17 protein-coding genes and 1 riboswitch are annotated in these 16,608 nt (G+C 61.7%); of the genes, 5 read left to right on the top strand and 12 right to left on the bottom strand.

Features of this window, described 5'->3' with window-relative positions; all coding sequences use genetic code 11:
- Genes JTJ32_RS22350 through cobO form a run of 6 tightly spaced genes read right to left on the bottom strand, consistent with a single transcriptional unit; the run spans position 1 to position 5,939 of the window.
- The gene (locus JTJ32_RS22350; protein WP_210043306.1) at positions 1 to 1,461 is read right to left on the bottom strand and encodes a cobyric acid synthase; all 1,461 of its coding nucleotides are present in this window, start codon (positions 1,459 to 1,461) and stop codon (positions 1 to 3) included.
- Positions 1,461 to 2,462, bottom strand: a complete 1,002-nt coding sequence (gene cobD, locus JTJ32_RS22355) for a threonine-phosphate decarboxylase CobD (RefSeq protein WP_210043307.1) — start codon at positions 2,460 to 2,462, stop codon at positions 1,461 to 1,463. Before cobD ends, JTJ32_RS22350 begins: the two co-directional genes overlap by 1 nt.
- A complete protein-coding gene (gene cbiB / locus JTJ32_RS22360; protein WP_210043308.1) occupies positions 2,455 to 3,363 on the bottom strand; it encodes an adenosylcobinamide-phosphate synthase CbiB in 909 nt (302 codons plus the stop codon). The genes cobD and cbiB overlap by 8 nt, the downstream gene beginning before the upstream one ends.
- The gene (gene bluB / locus JTJ32_RS22365; protein ID WP_210043309.1) at positions 3,360 to 4,010 is read right to left on the bottom strand and encodes a 5,6-dimethylbenzimidazole synthase; all 651 of its coding nucleotides are present in this window, start codon (positions 4,008 to 4,010) and stop codon (positions 3,360 to 3,362) included. The genes cbiB and bluB overlap by 4 nt, the downstream gene beginning before the upstream one ends.
- The gene (locus tag JTJ32_RS22370; protein WP_210043310.1) at positions 4,007 to 5,302 is read right to left on the bottom strand and encodes a cobyrinic acid a,c-diamide synthase CobB; all 1,296 of its coding nucleotides are present in this window, start codon (positions 5,300 to 5,302) and stop codon (positions 4,007 to 4,009) included. Before JTJ32_RS22370 ends, bluB begins: the two co-directional genes overlap by 4 nt.
- Positions 5,303 to 5,327: 25 nt before the next feature.
- Entirely contained in the window at positions 5,328 to 5,939 is a 612-nt protein-coding gene (cobO, locus tag JTJ32_RS22375; RefSeq protein WP_004884152.1) for a cob(I)yrinic acid a,c-diamide adenosyltransferase, read from the bottom strand.
- Positions 5,940 to 6,031: 92 nt separating this feature from the next.
- Positions 6,032 to 6,247: riboswitch (cobalamin riboswitch) on the bottom strand.
- Positions 6,248 to 6,408: 161 nt separating this feature from the next.
- On the opposite strand from cobO, the gene JTJ32_RS22380 reads away from it, so the two are divergent.
- A complete protein-coding gene (locus JTJ32_RS22380; protein ID WP_210043311.1) occupies positions 6,409 to 7,737 on the top strand; it encodes a PQQ-dependent sugar dehydrogenase in 1,329 nt (442 codons plus the stop codon).
- Between the two features lie 170 nt (positions 7,738 to 7,907).
- On the opposite strand, the gene JTJ32_RS22385 is transcribed toward JTJ32_RS22380, so the two are convergent.
- The 6 genes from JTJ32_RS22385 to JTJ32_RS22410 all read right to left on the bottom strand — a co-directional run bounded on the left by JTJ32_RS22385 (position 7,908) and on the right by JTJ32_RS22410 (position 13,208).
- The gene (locus JTJ32_RS22385; RefSeq protein WP_099229248.1) at positions 7,908 to 8,450 is read right to left on the bottom strand and encodes a C40 family peptidase; all 543 of its coding nucleotides are present in this window, start codon (positions 8,448 to 8,450) and stop codon (positions 7,908 to 7,910) included.
- A 94-nt stretch (positions 8,451 to 8,544) separates the two neighbouring features.
- Positions 8,545 to 9,267 (bottom strand): C40 family peptidase, encoded by a 723-nt coding sequence (locus JTJ32_RS22390; protein ID WP_210043313.1) that lies wholly within the window; start codon positions 9,265 to 9,267, stop codon positions 8,545 to 8,547.
- 75 nt (positions 9,268 to 9,342) lie between these two features.
- Positions 9,343 to 10,107 (bottom strand): NAD-dependent deacylase, encoded by a 765-nt coding sequence (locus tag JTJ32_RS22395; protein ID WP_210043314.1) that lies wholly within the window; start codon positions 10,105 to 10,107, stop codon positions 9,343 to 9,345.
- Positions 10,101 to 10,805, bottom strand: coding sequence for a DnaA regulatory inactivator Hda (gene hda / locus JTJ32_RS22400; RefSeq protein WP_054986322.1), 705 nt, complete (start codon positions 10,803 to 10,805; stop codon positions 10,101 to 10,103). Before hda ends, JTJ32_RS22395 begins: the two co-directional genes overlap by 7 nt.
- 216 nt (positions 10,806 to 11,021) lie before the next feature.
- Complete coding sequence (locus JTJ32_RS22405) at positions 11,022 to 12,095, bottom strand: AI-2E family transporter (protein ID WP_099229250.1); 1,074 nt, start codon at positions 12,093 to 12,095, stop codon at positions 11,022 to 11,024.
- Between the two features lie 39 nt (positions 12,096 to 12,134).
- Positions 12,135 to 13,208, bottom strand: a complete 1,074-nt coding sequence (locus JTJ32_RS22410; RefSeq protein ID WP_210043315.1) for a DUF2066 domain-containing protein — start codon at positions 13,206 to 13,208, stop codon at positions 12,135 to 12,137.
- 356 nt (positions 13,209 to 13,564) lie between these two features.
- Here JTJ32_RS22410 and purM point away from each other — a divergent pair, with 356 nt between their 5' ends.
- From purM to JTJ32_RS22430, 4 genes are all read left to right on the top strand, one after another.
- Entirely contained in the window at positions 13,565 to 14,623 is a 1,059-nt protein-coding gene (gene purM / locus JTJ32_RS22415) for a phosphoribosylformylglycinamidine cyclo-ligase (RefSeq protein WP_099229252.1), read from the top strand.
- Positions 14,623 to 15,273: a phosphoribosylglycinamide formyltransferase gene (gene purN / locus JTJ32_RS22420; protein WP_184320531.1), complete on the top strand. Its 651-nt coding sequence runs from the start codon at positions 14,623 to 14,625 to the stop codon at positions 15,271 to 15,273. The genes purM and purN overlap by 1 nt, the downstream gene beginning before the upstream one ends.
- Positions 15,274 to 15,281: 8 nt before the next feature.
- Positions 15,282 to 15,995 carry a DUF3108 domain-containing protein gene (locus JTJ32_RS22425; RefSeq protein WP_099229254.1) on the top strand — a complete coding sequence of 238 codons (714 nt, stop codon included), beginning with the start codon at positions 15,282 to 15,284 and terminating at the stop codon, positions 15,993 to 15,995.
- Between the two features lie 402 nt (positions 15,996 to 16,397).
- On the top strand, positions 16,398 to 16,577 hold the full coding sequence (locus JTJ32_RS22430) for a hypothetical protein (protein WP_099229255.1): 180 nt from the start codon (positions 16,398 to 16,400) through the stop codon (positions 16,575 to 16,577).
- Positions 16,578 to 16,608 lie beyond the last annotated feature (31 nt).

Raw genomic sequence — 16,608 nt, forward strand, 5'->3', positions numbered from 1 at the left:
TCAGTTTGCCTCCAGCCCGCACAGTTGACGCAGCAAGGTGCCGTCCAGGTGCTTTTCTACCAGATCCGCCAGACGCTCGATGTCACGCTCGCGCAGGGCGTGATAATCCACCGCCTGCACATCGCGAAGACCGGCCCAGCGCAGCAAGGCGCTGCACGCGGCAGGCGACTCGAACAGCCCGTGCAGGTAGGTCCCGAGAATCTGCCCGTCTGCGCTCTGCGCGCCATCGCAACGGCCGTCGTCCAGCCGAACGGCAGCCTGTTCCAGCGCCGCCCCCGTGGTGACACCGGCATGGATCTCATAGCCGCTGACCTCGGCGTCTTCCAGCGTCAGGCGGCCACGCACGTTACGCAGTTGCTTCTCGGATTCCAGCACGGTGCTCATCGCCAACAGACCAAGACCCGGGCTTGAACCCGCCGCGCCTTCCAGACCCAGCGGGTCATGCATCTGCTCGCCGAGCATCTGCAACCCGCCGCAGATTCCCATCAGCTTGCCGCCGTAGCGCAGGTGCTTGCGGATGGCGTCTTCCCAGCCATTGGCACGCAGGTATGTCAGGTCACTGCGCACACTTTTCGAGCCAGGCAGAATGATCAAATCGGCAGGCGGTATCGCCTGACCGGGCCCGACGAATTGCAGATTGACCTGAGGATGCAGGCGCAGCGGGTCGAAGTCGGTGTGATTGCTGATGCGCGGCAACACCGGCACCACCACATTCAGCACCTGCTCGACCTTGTCGGTCTGACGCTGATCCAGACCGTCTTCAGCTTCCAGATGCAAGTCCATCACGTACGGCAGCACGCCCACCACCGGCTTGCCGGTGCGCGCTTCCAGCCAGTCCAGGCCCGGCTGCAGCAAGGCGATGTCACCGCGAAAACGGTTGATGATGAAGCCTTTGACCCGCGCCTGCTCGCTGGGCGACAGCAGCTCCAGGGTGCCGACCAGATGCGCGAAAACGCCGCCACGGTTGATGTCGGCGATCAGCAGCACCGGACAATCGACGGCTTCGGCGAAGCCCATGTTGGCAATGTCGTTGGCACGCAGGTTGATCTCGGCAGGCGAACCGGCGCCTTCGACCATGATCACCGGATAGCTGTGCCCCAGCCGCTCATGGGACTCCAGCACCGCGCGCATGGCGATCTCTTTATAGCCGTGATACGCCACCGCATTCATGGTGGTGACCGCACGGCCATGGATGATGACCTGTGCGCCGGTGTCGCTGTTGGGCTTGAGGAGCACCGGATTCATGTCGGTGTGCGGTTGCAGGTAGCAGGCCTGCGCCTGCACCGCCTGTGCACGACCAATCTCGCCGCCGTCGGCGGTCACGGCGCTGTTGAGCGCCATGTTCTGCGGTTTGAACGGCACGACCTTGACACCCTGTCGCGTCAACCAGCGGCACAGCGCGGTCACCAGCGTGCTTTTGCCGGCGTCGGACGTGGTGCCTTGTACCATCAGCGTGGCCATCAGGATTCCTTGCGGTATTCGAACAGAACAGTGTGCAGACGCCGCCAGTCGGCTTCGTCGCAGGGCAGCCCGAAACGCAGGCTGGAGACTTCAGGGGTCAGGCCTTCGAACAAGCGCAGCAACACCCCGCGTCGGGCACAGAACTCATGAATGGCCTGGGCTTCAGGCGTGACCAGCCACTGAAACAAGGCACAGCCGCCATGTGGTGCGAGTCCGTACAGCTCAAGCAGGGCCACCAGACGGTCACGCGCCTGATCGCTGCGCAAGCGCTGCTGCACCTGCCATTCGCGGTCATTCAGACACGCCTGCCCCAGCATCCGCGTCGGGCCGCTGACCGACCACGGGCCGATTTCCTGCGCCAGCAGCCTGAGCAGTGTGGGTTCGGCCAGCACGAAGCCAAGCCTGACGCCGGCCAACCCGAAAAACTTGCCGAACGAACGCAGCACGACCAGTCCGATGCGCCAGGTCTCGGCTGCCAGACTCAGCTCAGGCGTGTTATCCATGAAGGCTTCGTCCACCACCAGCCAGCCGCCCCGCTCTGCCAGCCGCGCATGCCATCCCAGCAGGCGCTCGGCGCTCAGGTGCAAACCGGTCGGGTTATTGGGGTTGACCACCACCAGCACATCAAGGCTGTCGAGAAAGTAATCCACTTCGTGCTCGCCGACTTCGCGCACCACATAACCATGCTTGCGCCAGGCATGGGCATGTTCGGCATAGCACGGCGACAGTACACCCACCCGACCGGCGCTGCGCACCCGCGGCAACGCCTGAATCGCCGCCTGCGACCCCGCTACCGGCAACACCTGTGACACGCCGTAATAAGCGCAGGCGGCAGTCTCGAGACCGTCATCGTTCTCGGGCAGGCGCGCCCATGCACGCAAAGGAATGTCCGGTACCGGCGCGGACCACGGCGCGATACCGGTAGACAGGTCCAGCCAGTCGGCCTGATTGATGCCGTAATGCTGCGCCGCTGCACGCAGTCGGCCGCCGTGCTCAAGCATAGAATTCCGTCCCGATGCACAGCACCAGCAACCACAGCCACACGCCGCGCTGCACCAGCTCCCAGCCACGGTCGATAGCGTCGGCATCGGCCGGAACGCCCTCGCCCAGTTGCGGACGCTGGTGCAACTCGCCGTGATAAATCGCCGCGCCACCGAGTTCGACGCCCAATGCGCCAGCACCGGCCGCCATCACCGGACCTGCGTTGGGACTGTCCCAGGTCGGTCCCTGAGTGCGCCAACAGCGTAGTGCCAGCCGGGTTTTGCCCAGCAGCGCGTAGGTCAACGCCACCAGACGCGCCGGAATGTAGTTGAGCAGGTCGTCGATCTTTGCCGCCGCCCAGCCGAATCGCTCGAAACGTTCGTTGCGGTAGCCCCACATGGCGTCCAGCGTATTGCTCAGTCGATAGAGCACCACGCCCGGAACACCGGCCACCACAAACCAGAACAGCGCAGCAAACACCGCATCACTGCCGTTTTCCAGCACCGACTCGGTGGCCGCGCGGGCGACTTCAGTGGCATCCAGTTCGCTGGTCTGGCGGCTGACCAGATAGCCGACCCGACGGCGCGCCTCTTCCAGATCATCGCTGCGCAATGCCTGAGCCACCGGCTGCACATGCTCACCGAGGCTGCGCATGCCCAGCGCGCAATACAGCGCCAGAATCTCCACCAGCCAGCCTACGAACGGCGCCCAGCTCAGCAGCGTGGCCAACAGCGTCAGCGGAATCACCGCCACGAACCAGGCGGTGACGCCATGGCTGCGCCAGCCGCGACCGCCGCTGTTGAAGCGCTGTTCCAGACGATTGGCAAAGCGTCCGAACGCCACCAGTGGATGAGAGCGTTTCGGCTCGCCCAGCAGCGCGTCCAGCGCAACCCCGGCCACGCTCAACAGCGCCACACTCATTGACTCACTCCCCATTGATTCTCATACAACAGCTCACTCAGCGGACGCGCCTGCGCCCAGCCTTCCAGCACCAGCATCGGTGCGGGATAAAATTCCTTTACCGGGCCCAGACAGAGAATCGCCAGCGGCTTGGCCCCTTCGGGCATGTTCAGCAGATCGGCCAATGCATCAGGGTCGAACAGCGACACCCAGCCCATGCCCAGCCCTTCGGCGCGTGCGGCCAGCCACAGGTTCTGGATCGCGCAAGACAACGACGCCATGTCCATTTCCGGCAAGGTGCGACGACCAAAGATGTGCTGCTCGCGACCTTCCATCAGCGCGGCAACCAACACCTCGGCGCAGTCATTGATGCCTTCGACCTTGAGCTTCATGAACGCTTCGGTGCGCTCGCCCAGTGCCTCGGCCGTGCGGACCCGCTCTTCTTCGACCTGCGCCTGCATCCTGCCGCGCAGTGCCGGGTCGCTGATCCGGATGAACCGCCAGGGCTGCATCAGTCCGACGCTGGGTGCCTGGTGTGCAGCCTCCAGCAAACGGGCGAGCAGTTCGGGCGCCACGCTGCCACCGACGAAGTGCCGCATGTCGCGACGCTCGGCAATAGCGCGGTACACCGCTGCCCGCTCTTCATCATTGAACGCGTGCTCGGTCATGGCTTGAACAGGGCCGCAATCGCCTGGGGACAGGACGGGAAATAGAAGTGAATGTAGGAAGCGGTCAGGCGACCCTCGCGATAAACCGCTTCGGCACCGCGCCCGCCGTTGGGGCTGATGCCTCGGGCAATCGGCTGCAATTCAGTCGTGGTCAGCGAGTGGTGATAGGTGTGGCCGCGCAACTCCCCTTCCGGCATCTCGACTGCTTGCAGGGCCAGCGCTGCCAAACGCTTCTGCATGGCCGCCTCGCCCGTCAGCAGGCCAACCAGCTCGGCACGCACGCCTTCGACATCGGTCAGGGCTTGCAGCAGATACAACATGCCGCCACATTCGGCCAGCGTGGGTTTCCCGGCCGCATGGTGCGCGCGGATGTCGGCCAGCATCGTGGTGTTGGCGGACAGTTCGACGTGATGCAGCTCCGGATAGCCGCCGGGCAAGTACAGGCTGTCAGCCTCCGGCAAATGGCTGTCGCGGATCGGCGAGAAGAAGGTCAGTTCGGCGCCCATGGTGCGCAGCAGGTCGAGGCTTGCGCCGTAGGTGAACGCAAAGGCTCCATCGCGGGCCACCGCAATGCGCACGCCCTCCAGCCAGCGCTCGACATGAACAGGTTCTGGCGCCGTGAATGTTACCGCTGGAGGCAAGGCTACCTCGCAGGTGCTGGCCAACGCTGCGGCAGCCATGTCCAGGCGCAGATCAAGGTCGTTGAGTTCGTCGGCCTGGACCAGCCCCAGATGGCGACTGGGCAGCTCGAAGCCGGTTTCACGGGACAGCGCACCGTACCAGCGCAAGCCTTCGGTCAGGCTGTTTTCCAGCAACTGCGCATGACGTACCGTACCCACGCGGTTGGCCAGCACGCCGGCAAACGGCAGATCAGGCTGATAGCGCGCCAGCCCCAGCGCCAGAGCACCAAAGGTCTGTGCCATGGCCGTGCCATCGATCACGCCGAGCACCGGCACACCGAAATGGCGCGCCAGATCAGCGCTGGACGGCGTACCGTCGAACAGGCCCATCACGCCTTCGATCAGGATCAGGTCCGCCTCTCCGGCCGCCTCCCACAACAGGCGACGGCTTTCGTCGGCACCGACCATCCACAGGTCCAGTTGAAACACCGGTGCCCCGCTCGCGCGCTCCAGAATCATCGGATCAAGAAAGTCCGGACCACACTTGAATACGCGCACCTTGCGCCCCTGATTGCGGTGCAGGCGTGCCAGCGCCGCCGTGACCGTGGTCTTGCCCTGACCAGACGCGGGTGCAGCGATCAGTACTGCCGGACAATCCCTGGGGGTTCTCATGACCGAATGCTCACAACTGAAAGGCTCACAGTTCTATACCTTTCTGCGCCCGAATGCCGGACTGAAATGCATGTTTGACGACGCCGATATCCGAAACGGTATCCGCCAGGTCGATCAATTCGGGTTTGGCACCACGGCCGGTTACCACCACATGCTGCATCGGTGGACGGGCCTGCAGGTCGGTCAATACCTGCTCAAGATCCAGATAGCCGTGCTTGAGGGCAATGTTCAGCTCGTCGAGCACGACCAGACCGATGGCCGGGTCGCGCAGCATTTCGAGACTCACGGCCCAGGCGGCTTCGGCGGCCGCGATATCGCGCTGGCGATCCTGGGTTTCCCAGGTGAAGCCCTCGCCCATCACGTGATAGCGCACCTGCTCGGGGAAACGGCGGAAAAACATTTCCTCGCCTGTGCTGTTGCGCCCCTTGATGAACTGCACCACACCGCACTGCATGCCATGGCCCATGGCGCGCGCGAGCATGCCGAACGCCGAGCTGCTTTTGCCCTTGCCGTTGCCGGACAACACCAGCAACAGACCGCATTCATTGGGTGAGCTGGCGATACGCTCGTCCATCACGGCTTTCTTGCGCTGCATGCGCGCCAGATGGCGTTCGTCGCGTTCGGGGGATTCGTTCATCTCGGCTCTCCGCTGGGGGGGTCGCGAAAGCAGACGGAAGGACAGCACTGAACAGCACGGCAACGCCCTGCACAGAGCATCACCCTCCGTGATGCCATTGAGTATTTCAGGCCGGTCTCCGGGCTCATGAGCGGGTCATCCTGACAGTGCGCCTTCCCGCGTCGAAACGCAGTGGCATCATGCACAGCCTTGACTCATTTACCGTTGCGGGGGCAGCGCCGGAATCGGATCGTCAGACCCTCACCGGCTTCCCTGTTTCACCCTGCCAATCGGGAGGATTGCAGAGCACCTGAAACAAACCGCGAAGGGTAGAGGGTTGGGGGTGGAGCGTCAATCGACACCGCAGTCCCAAGGGCATAAAGGCCATTCAGCTGCACGGCAGCGCCGGAGGGCGACACGCAATTGAACCTCGGCCATCAGGGTGTCTCTATCCCTTACTGGACCCAGCCTTTTTCGATGGAGATTCACGATGTTCAAAATCAGACCACAGTACGCCGTACTGCTTCTGCTCGCAGGCGGCCTTGCGGCGTGCGGCGAGTCTTCGACCTTGCAGGTCTCGGATGGAACAGGGCCTTCTCCCACACTGCCGGAGCCCAATAAGACACTGATTCCGACGGTCAACATCGCTCCGGCCATCGGCTGGGAAAAAGACGCCAAACCGGTGGCTGCGCCAGGCACCCAGGTCGGCGCCTTCGCTGAAGATCTGGATCACCCGCGCTGGCTGTATGTGCTGCCCAATGGCGACGTGCTGGTTGCCGAAACCAACTCACCGGCCAAGCCGGACGACGGAAAAGGCATCCGCGGCTGGGTCATGGAAAAGGTCATGGGCCGCGCCGGTGCAGGCGTACCGAGCGCCAACCGCATTACCCTGCTGCGCGACACCGACAACGACGGCGTGGCCGAAACCCGCAGTGTCTTCCTGCAGAACCTCAATTCGCCGTTCGGCATGACGCTGGTGGGCAACAAGCTGTACGTGGCCGACACCGACCGGCTGATCAGCTTCCCCTACGAAAGCGGCCAGACTTCGATCAGCGCGCAGCCGACCAAAGTGGTCGATTTGCCGGGCGGCACGCTCAACCACCACTGGACCAAGAACGTCATTGCCAGCAAGGACGGCAGCAAGCTGTACGTAACCGTCGGCTCCAACAGCAACGTGGCCGAGAACGGCATGGACAAGGAAGAAGGCCGTGCAGCGATCTGGGAAGTGGACCCTGCCACCGGCAACCACCGCATCTTCGCCTCGGGCCTTCGCAACCCCAATGGCATGGACTGGGAACCTGCCACTGGCAAGCTGTGGACCGCCGTCAACGAGCGTGACGAGATCGGCAGCGATCTGGTGCCCGACTACGTGACCTCGGTGCAGGACGGCGGTTTTTACGGCTGGCCTTACAGTTACTACGGCCAGCGCGTGGACGAGCGCGTCAAACCGCAGAACCCGGCCCTGGTCGCCAAGGCCATCTCCCCGGATTACGCGGTCGGCCCGCACACGGCTTCACTGGGGCTGGTCTTCGCTGACGGCAAGACACTGGCAGCACCGTTCAACGAAGGTCTGTTCATCGGCCAGCATGGCTCCTGGAACCGCAAACCGCACAGCGGCTACAAGGTCGTGTTCGTGCCCTTCAGCGGCGGCAAACCCAACGGCGCACCGGTTGATGTGCTGACCGGTTTCCTCAACAAAGACGAAAAAGCCATGGGCCGCCCGGTAGGAGTAGTCAATGACCATCGCGGCGGGTTGCTGGTGGCGGATGATGTGGGCAATAAGATCTGGCGGGTGACGTCGATAAAGGCGGCCCAGTAGATACAAGCCGCCTCAGGGCGTAAGTTTTATGGGAGGCGGTTGCCGGCGACAGGGCTGTTTCAGGCGCTGAGACGCTGGCCAGGAAACCGGATCGCCGGCAAGCCGCCTCCCGCATTCCCCTGCCAACTGCCAGACATCGGCAGGCGCTTGCGCCCTCGAAACGGCGGTAATCAGGGACGATTCTGTGCCAGGCTCGACGGCTGAATCACGCGTTTGGCGTTGAGGTAGGCCTTCTGCCAATACGGCTTGTCGAGGCTGTCCAGCTTGACCGTGCCACCGGTGGCCGGCGCATGCACGAAGCGGCCTTCGCCAACGTAGATCCCGGCATGGGAAACCTGCGAGCCACCCGAGGTGGCGAAGAAAACCAGATCCCCTGATTGCAGCTGTTCACGGCGCACGTTCGGCGCGCCCATCACCACCATGTCACGCGTGGAGCGTGGCAGGGATATCCCCGCAGCATCACGGTACACATAGCCGATCAGGCCACTGCAATCGAAACCCGAATCCGGGGTGTTGCCACCCCAACGATAAGGCGTGCCGACCAGTCCCAATGCGCGAAACAGCACATCTTCGGCAGCCTGGGAAAGAATCTGGGGAGGAGCAGTCACCACCGGACGCTGAACGACCCGGGGCTGGGGAGGCGGCGGTGCGCTGGCGCAGGCGCCAAGCAACGCAACAACAGAGATGACCATCAGGCGCAAAGCAATCGACATAACCACAACAACCTGATCCGGATGCGGCTTACGCTGCCGAGAAGCTCAAAAACGAAAACAGGCCATCGGCCTGTCTGCGTTTTCCATATTTCGTTTACTTATGGCGTTTTACTGCGGGCTTGACTGTAGTCGATGTCATCGCCGTTGTCTGCTCGGCAACTCCGGGCGCCTTCACTGCAACGGCACCGGGTGCCATTGCCAGAGGACGCTTGGCTTCGATGAAGGTCTTGCTCCAGTACGCGTCATCGAGGCTGTCGATGCGCACGCCACCGCTGCGGCGGCTGCTGGAGTGGATGAACTGATCGTTACCGGCATAGATTGCTGCATGGCTGACACGACCGCGGCCACGTGTGCTGAAGAACAGCAGATCACCCGGCTTGAGATTGTTGCGCGACACCAGAGGTGCGTCGACGTTGATCATTTCGCGAGTCGAGCGTGGCAGGTTCATGCCGGCCTCTTCGCGAAACAGGAAACCGATGAAGCCGCTGCAATCGAAGCCCGAACGTGTCGAAGTGCCGCCGAACTGGTAACGCGTACCGATCAGAGCCTTGCCACGTTCAAGGATACTGTCGGCCAGAACCGGCAGTTTGTAGGACTGGTTGTCAGCAAACTGGGCCAGTTCGTCTTCTGTAGCCATCTCGTCCTGCAGGGCAGCGGCGTCGGCGCGACGAGCTGCGGACTGGGCCGTGACAGTGTTCTGATAACGAGGCGCTTGCTGAGCCTGTTCTTGCTGAGAAACCGGCATATTGGCCGAGCAACCGAACAGGAATGTAACGAGTGCGAGGGGCACGAGGGGTGCGAAGCGAACAACTTGCATGGGCACGACCGTGGCTGAACTGTTAAGAAGGCGAGACTATGCCCGCTATCCAAGTCATTTGCAAATTCAATCGAACTAAATGTGACTTATGAGTTTTTCCATGACATGTGCCGCCCGGCACCTCAAAAATACGTCCATTTGCGCGCTGTGATCGGTTGCTTCAGGATTGATTTCAGCGGTAAACCCCCCGGAAACTCTGGTCCTGATTACCGGTTCGTGGATATAGGGGAAGCTTGCCGTAGTGCCAATGGTCAGCACCGCGTCATAGCCTATAGCCAGTTGTTCATACAGTGTTTCCAGGGCCTGTTCCGGGAGCATTTCCTGAAAAAGAACGACGGACGGTCGCAAAACGCCACTACACATTGAGCATAAAGGTGGCAACGGCCGTTGCAGGTGCTCGCTCAGTTGCGGATCTTCTGCGCCACAGGACTGACAGAACAGCGGAGCCATCTGGCCATGAATCTCGATCAGACGCTCAGGCGGGCTGCCTGCAGCCCTATGATAACCATCGACATTTTGGGTCAACACCCAGCACTCAGGCTTGATGCGCTGCAACTGGGCAATGGCGTAATGAGCAGAATTGGGTTGCCCGCCCAGGCAGGCCTTGCCCAGTTGAGCGATGTATTTCCAGCACAGCTCGGGATCACGCCGCAGCATGGGACCGGACAATGCCACTTCGATGGGCAGACCGTCATCGGTTCGACCGTTATAGAGTCCGCCTATGCCTCGGTAAGTCGGCAAGCCCGAGTCGGCGGACAGTCCGGCACCGGTAATGATCAGAATTCGCCTGGCGTGACGCAGTGCCGCCGCCGTTTGCATGACCAGTGCGTCGTCTACCACCCCAGCGTCTCTTTAAGGAAAGGAATGGTCAGCTTGCGCTTCTCCTGCAGCGAGGCCTGATCGAGGCGCTCCAGCAATTCGAACAGCGCACTCATGCTGCGGGTGCCGCGGGTGAGGATGAAATGCCCGACTTCGTCCGTCAGGTGCAGGCCGCGTCGCGAAGCACGCAGTTGCAGAGCGCGCAGCTTGTCCTCATCGGACAGGCCGCGCATCTGGAACACCAGCGCCATGGTCAGGCGGGACTTGAGGTCCGGCAGCTTGACCGGCAGTTCGCGAGGCGACTTGGACGCCGCAATCAGCAGACGCCGTCCACTGTCACGCAGGCGGTTGAACAGGTGAAAAAGGGCCTCTTCCCAGTCCGGCTTGCCGACCACGGCCTGCAAGTCGTCCAGACACACCAGTTCGTATTGTTCGAGATGGTCGAACAGCTCGATCCCTTCATCAATGACTTCGGCCAGCGGCAGATAGACCGCAGGTTCACCCATTTGCTCGAAGCGCAGGCAGGCCGCCTGCAACAGATGCGTACGCCCTACCCCGTCCTTGCCCCACAGATAAATGAGGCTTTCCGTCCACCCGGCGTCGGCTTCGCACAGCCGCTCGACATAGCCGAGTGCAGCGGCATTGGCGCCTGGATAATAATTGACGAAAGTGGCGTCATCACGCAGACGCACACTCAGGGGCAGCTGAATCGGTTTCATGCTGACGAACGGTTCATGCGAACCGCCAAGGGCCTCTGTGTAAAGTGCGCAAAGTTTATACCCGTGACGCTGGTCGCACAATGCGACAGACCCCAAGCAAAATCAAAGGGTTGCGTCAGGCTGTGTAAAGCGATGAGGTGTTTCAGGCATCTGCGCCCCCTTCACGGACCTGGCCTGCGTCCGTGAAAGGGTCGCTTGATCAGCGGCTGGAACGGCTTACAGATCAGGGTCTTCGGCCCCGGCGTAGATCTGTGAATCCTTGTACACGTCATGGGCATGGCGGACCAGCACCATGATCACCGCTGCCACCGGCAAGGCCAGCAGAATGCCGGTGAAGCCGAACAGCTCGCCGCCGGCAAGGATCGCGAAGATCACCGCCACCGGGTGCAGTCCGATACGGTCTCCCACCAGCAAAGGCGTGAGCACCATGCCTTCCAGCGCCTGACCAATCATGAACACCGCGACGATGCCCATCATCGGGTACAGGTCGCCGCCGAACTGGAACAGCCCCGCCACCAGCGCCGAACCGATCCCGATCACGAAGCCCATATAAGGCACGATGGCCGCCAGACCCGCGATCACGCCGATCAACAGCCCCAGTTCCAGGCCGACCAGCATCAGGCCGCTTGCGTAGATCACTCCGAGGCCGACCATGACCAGCAACTGTCCGCGAATGAACGCACCCAGCACTTCATGACACTCACCAGCCAGCTTGACGATCTGCCCTTCGCGCTGGCGCGGCAGCAGGCCGCGAATCTTGCCCACCATCACGTCCCAGTCACGCAGCAGGTAGAAGCACACCACCGGGATCAGCACCAGATTGGTCAGCCAGCCGATCAGAGCCAGGCTCGATGCCGTGGCCTGGGACAGCACGATGGAGACGATATCGCCCGCCTGCCCCATGTGCTCGGACAGCGCGGCCTTGATCTTGTCGAACTTCCAGAAGCCATCGGACAGCCCGAACTTGGTCTGCACCCACGGCAGCGCCGAATGCTGCAACCAGTCGAGCATCTGCGGGGCCAGCTCATACAGGCGATACAACTGCTTGGCGAGCATCGGCACCAGCACCAGCAGCAATGCCATCAGCACCAGTGTAAACAGGCCGAATACCGCCACGACGCTCAACGTACGAGACAGGCCTGCCCGTTCCAGACGATCCACCAGTGGATCGCCCATGTACGCCAGCAGCAGCGCCACCAGAAACGGGGTGAGGATCGTGTGCAGCAACACCACGAATGCGACCAGCAGGGCCAGCCCGCCAATCCAGAACCAACGTCGCGTATCAGTCATCAATGTCTCTCAACCCAAGGGAAAATTGCGCTTGCCGCATTACCAGCGGAAATACAGTTGTGGCGCGGACGCCGGGACGATCATCGGCGCTGGCGCAGCGACAGGCGCCGACGCATCGACCGGTGCCGCAGGTGCAGGCGGCACAGCCGCTGCTGCCTCGCTCGCCGGTACTTCCTGAAGTTTAGCCAGTGACATCTGCGAACGAAGCTGATCGGCGCTGCCGTTGACTTCGAATGTCACACGATCACCTTCGACCAGCGTCACACGCACGCCGAACGGATCGAGCAACTGCAACAGTTGCGCATAACGCTCAAGGTTCATGCCCTGAACCTGCATCAGCAGCCCGGTTGACGCACCCGGTTTAGCCACAAAACGCGGGGCAAGACGCTGACTCACCGACAGCAGTACCGCGTCAGCCAGGGCGTCGGACGTGGCACCGGTGGCAGTGCCCTGTTCACGCTGCTCGCCCAGCCACAGATTCCACTTGGCTTGCCATTGCCCGGCGTCCTCTTTGGCATGAACCGCCAGAATCGCGTCGGCACCATAACGTTCCGAGGCTTGCTTGAGCGGTGCGGCATCAATGCCTTCAAGGGTCTTGGCGGTGCCGATGCCCTGCTCGCTCAGGTCCGCCAGGGGAAGACGCAACGGCAGACCACGGTGCTGCGCGGCGCGGCGCAAAGGCTCGGCAGCCGCCTGACCGTCGCCGACCAGATTGGAGCCTTCGACCGAGTCATTCAGCCACCAGCCCAGAATCGACGGGCGATTGCTGCCCCAGATGGGCAAGCCGGCCTGACGCAAGGCGCGGTCGGTGGTCGCCGGATCGAAATCCACCAGCAGGGTCTCGGGCGGACCCGCTTCGTAACCATACTGACTGATGATCTGCTGCGGGTCCTTGCGCAAGGCGGCCAGCGCCGAACCCTGCGCGGCCTTGGTGTCGCCGGTCAGGCGCAGCACCAGGGTTTCGACGGCCGCCTGAGTGGCGCGTGTACGCTCATCGGGCGACTGGCCGTTGACCGGCTCGCGCACCTGATAGAGGTTGTTCACTGTTTCAGCAAGGGTCGGCAGGCTGAACAGCGACAGACAGCCGATGAGAAGAATTCTGGAAAAACGCATGGACAGTTCCCGAACGGAAAAAAGGTAAAGAAAGAGCGGTCTCGGAAGGTGGATTCATTGAATGGACAAGCGTGAGACAGCGCTTTGCCACCAATCATTCACTGCCCGCCTAAAGTACACCCTAAACATCTGGAGTCGAAGTCGGCCCCGGCAAGACCGTGAGGTTTATTTAGTAGAACCTCCTCCTACCGTCGGCGCAAGGATGGCCCCACGAGGGCAAGCCTGATAAAATCGCGCGCCTTCGCAGACCGGCAATCGCGATGGCCCAACATAGCACTGCGCGACAGCACTTTGCTGAACGGGTGCCACCGCAGCGGTCGATACCTCCGAATCCCCCCTAAAGGCCTGGATTTTTTATGAGCAAGCAACCCTCCCTGAGCTACAAAGACGCCGGTGTAGACATCGACGCCGGTGAAGCATTGGTCGAACGCATCAAGAGCGTCGCCAAGCGCACCAAGCGTCCGGAAGTCATGGGCGGCCTGGGAGGTTTCGGCGCCCTCTGCGAAATCCCGGCTGGTTACAAGCAACCGGTTCTGGTTTCCGGCACCGACGGTGTCGGCACCAAGCTGCGTCTGGCACTCAACCTGAACAAGCACGACAGCATCGGCATCGATCTGGTTGCCATGTGCGTCAACGATCTCGTGGTCTGCGGTGCAGAGCCGCTGTTCTTCCTGGACTACTACGCCACCGGCAAGCTGAACGTCGAGACCGCAACCCAGGTCGTGACCGGCATCGGCGCAGGCTGCGAACTGGCCGGTTGCTCGCTGGTCGGCGGCGAAACCGCTGAAATGCCAGGCATGTACGAAGGCGAAGACTACGACCTGGCCGGCTTCTGCGTCGGCGTTGTCGAAAAAGCTGAAATCATCGACGGCTCCAGGGTCGCCGCAGGCGATGCCCTGCTGGCACTCCCGTCGTCCGGCCCACACTCCAATGGTTACTCGCTGATCCGCAAGATCATCGAAGTGGCCGGTGCCGACATCGAAAACATCCAGCTGGACGGCAAGCCGCTGACCGAACTGCTGATGGCGCCGACCCGCATCTACGTCAAGCCGTTGCTCAAACTCATCAAGGAAACCGGTGCCGTCAAGGCCATGGCCCACATCACCGGTGGCGGTCTGCTGGACAACATCCCGCGCGTTCTGCCAAAAGGCGCCCAGGCCGTGGTCGACGTCGCCAGTTGGCAGCGTCCGGCCGTGTTCGACTGGCTGCAGCAGCAAGGCAACGTTGAAGAAAACGAAATGCACCGCGTGCTGAACTGCGGCGTAGGCATGGTGATCTGCGTGGCTCAGGAGCACGTCGAGACTGCACTGAACGTACTGCGTGACGCAGGCGAGCAACCTTGGGTGATCGGCCAGATCGCCACTGCTCCAGAAGGTGCTGCACAGGTCGAGCTGAAAAACCTCAAGGCTCATTGATGTCAGCCACCTGCAATGTCGTGGTGCTGCTCTCCGGCACCGGCGGCAACCTGCAAGCGATGATCGACAGCTTCAAGGACGGGGCCAGCCCCGTCCGCATCCGTGCTGTGATCTCCAACCGTGACGATGCCTTCGGCCTGCAACGTGCCAGAGACGCAGGCATCGAAGCGTGCGTGCTGGACCACAAGGCGTACGAAGGTCGCGAAGCCTTCGACGCCGCGCTGGTCGAGCTGATCGATACTTTCGAGCCCGAACTGGTGGTACTGGCCGGATTCATGCGCATACTGAGCGCTGACTTCGTCAGGCATTATCAAGGGCGTCTGCTCAACATTCACCCTTCCCTGCTGCCGCGCTACAAAGGTTTGCATACGCATAAGCGGGCGCTGGAATCCGGTGACACCGAACATGGCTGCAGCGTGCACTTCGTCACCGAGGAACTCGATGGCGGACCGCTGGTCGTACAGGCAGTTGTTTCGGTACAGTTACACGACACACCCGCCACGCTCGCGCAACGGGTGCATGTTGAAGAACACCGGATCTACCCGCTGGCAATACGCTGGTTCGCCGAGGGCCGATTGAGCCTGGGCGAAGAAGGCGCGTTACTGGATGGCCAGGCACTCCCGGCCACCGGCCATTTGATTCGACACTAGGAGATATTATGCGCCGCGCTTTGCTCTTCGCTTTCGCTCTGCTTGCCATACCTGCTGCACAGGCCGCAGACCTTCAACCTTTCTCCGCCAGCTACACCGCCGACTGGAAACAGCTGCCCATGAGCGGCACGGCAGAACGCAGCCTGGAAGCCGGACCCAACGGCACCTGGACCCTGAACTTCAAGGCATCGATGATGATCGCCAGCCTGTCCGAAGTCAGCACGCTGAAAGTCGACAAGGACACCCTGCTGCCGCAGACCTACACCTTCGAGCGTAGCGGTCTGGGCAAGTCCAAGAAGGTCGATCTGGCCTTCGACTGGAACACCAAGTTCGTCACCGGCACCGACCGCGGTGATGCGATCAAGCTGCCGCTCAACCGCGGTATTCTCGACAAGTCCACCTATCAGCTCGCCCTGCAGCATGATGTCGCTGCGGGCAAGAAAAGCATGAGCTACCAGGTGGTTGATGGTGACGAAGTCGATACCTACGACTTCCGCGTGCTGGGCTCGGAAAAGGTCGACACCAAGGCCGGTCAGGTCGACGCGATCAAGGTCGAGCGCGTGCGCGACCCGACTCAAAGCAAACGTATCACCGTGCTGTGGTTCGCCAAGGACTGGGACTACCTGCTGGTCCGCCTGCAACAGGTCGAAACCGACGGCAAGGAATACAACATCATGCTGCAGGACGGTACGGTGAACGGCAAGGCTGTCAAAGGCACCTGATTGACCTGACTCTGTTCGCTGCACGAAGCCCCGCTTGATGCGGGGCTTTTTATTGTCTGGCCTTCAACACCGTGCTTGTGACGCAGAGCGCCACGGCTGCATACCGACCCAGAGCAGGGTAATGCCTCCCAGGACGCTCCGTGTCCGCATCATCAGGCAACGCCGTTTATGGCAGTTGCACCTTCCACCGGGCCACATGAAAAATCCTTCATTTAACCAGCACTTGGCCGCAGCCCACGTGTTCCGAGGGCTGCAGCGCAGTGGCTAATTTCTGACCAGCCGGGAACCTGAACGGGCTATTTACTTAGCCTGCTAACGGATTCTATAAAAGAGTCCTGCGACACATCGCCGCAGTATCCAGAAGCCTAATCATCAAGGCTGCCAAAGTCAGGAGCTAACACTATGACTGTCAGAGTTACTGAACGCGACGACGCCCACCTCTCTCACGAAGCCGTTGCCGACGGCATTCAGATCTGGGACGTGCATCAACAGGATCAACTGGTGGGCATGTTTCACATAGAATCCGACGCTTACCGGTATAAAGAAGAGCTGGAAGCGCTGGAAAGCCAGAGCAACCATTGACCGCAACTTCAGAATCGTAAAAAAACAAAAC

The organism is Pseudomonas alliivorans, assembly GCF_017826695.1.
In the GTDB taxonomy this organism is placed as follows: Bacteria; Pseudomonadota; Gammaproteobacteria; order Pseudomonadales; family Pseudomonadaceae; genus Aquipseudomonas; species Aquipseudomonas alliivorans.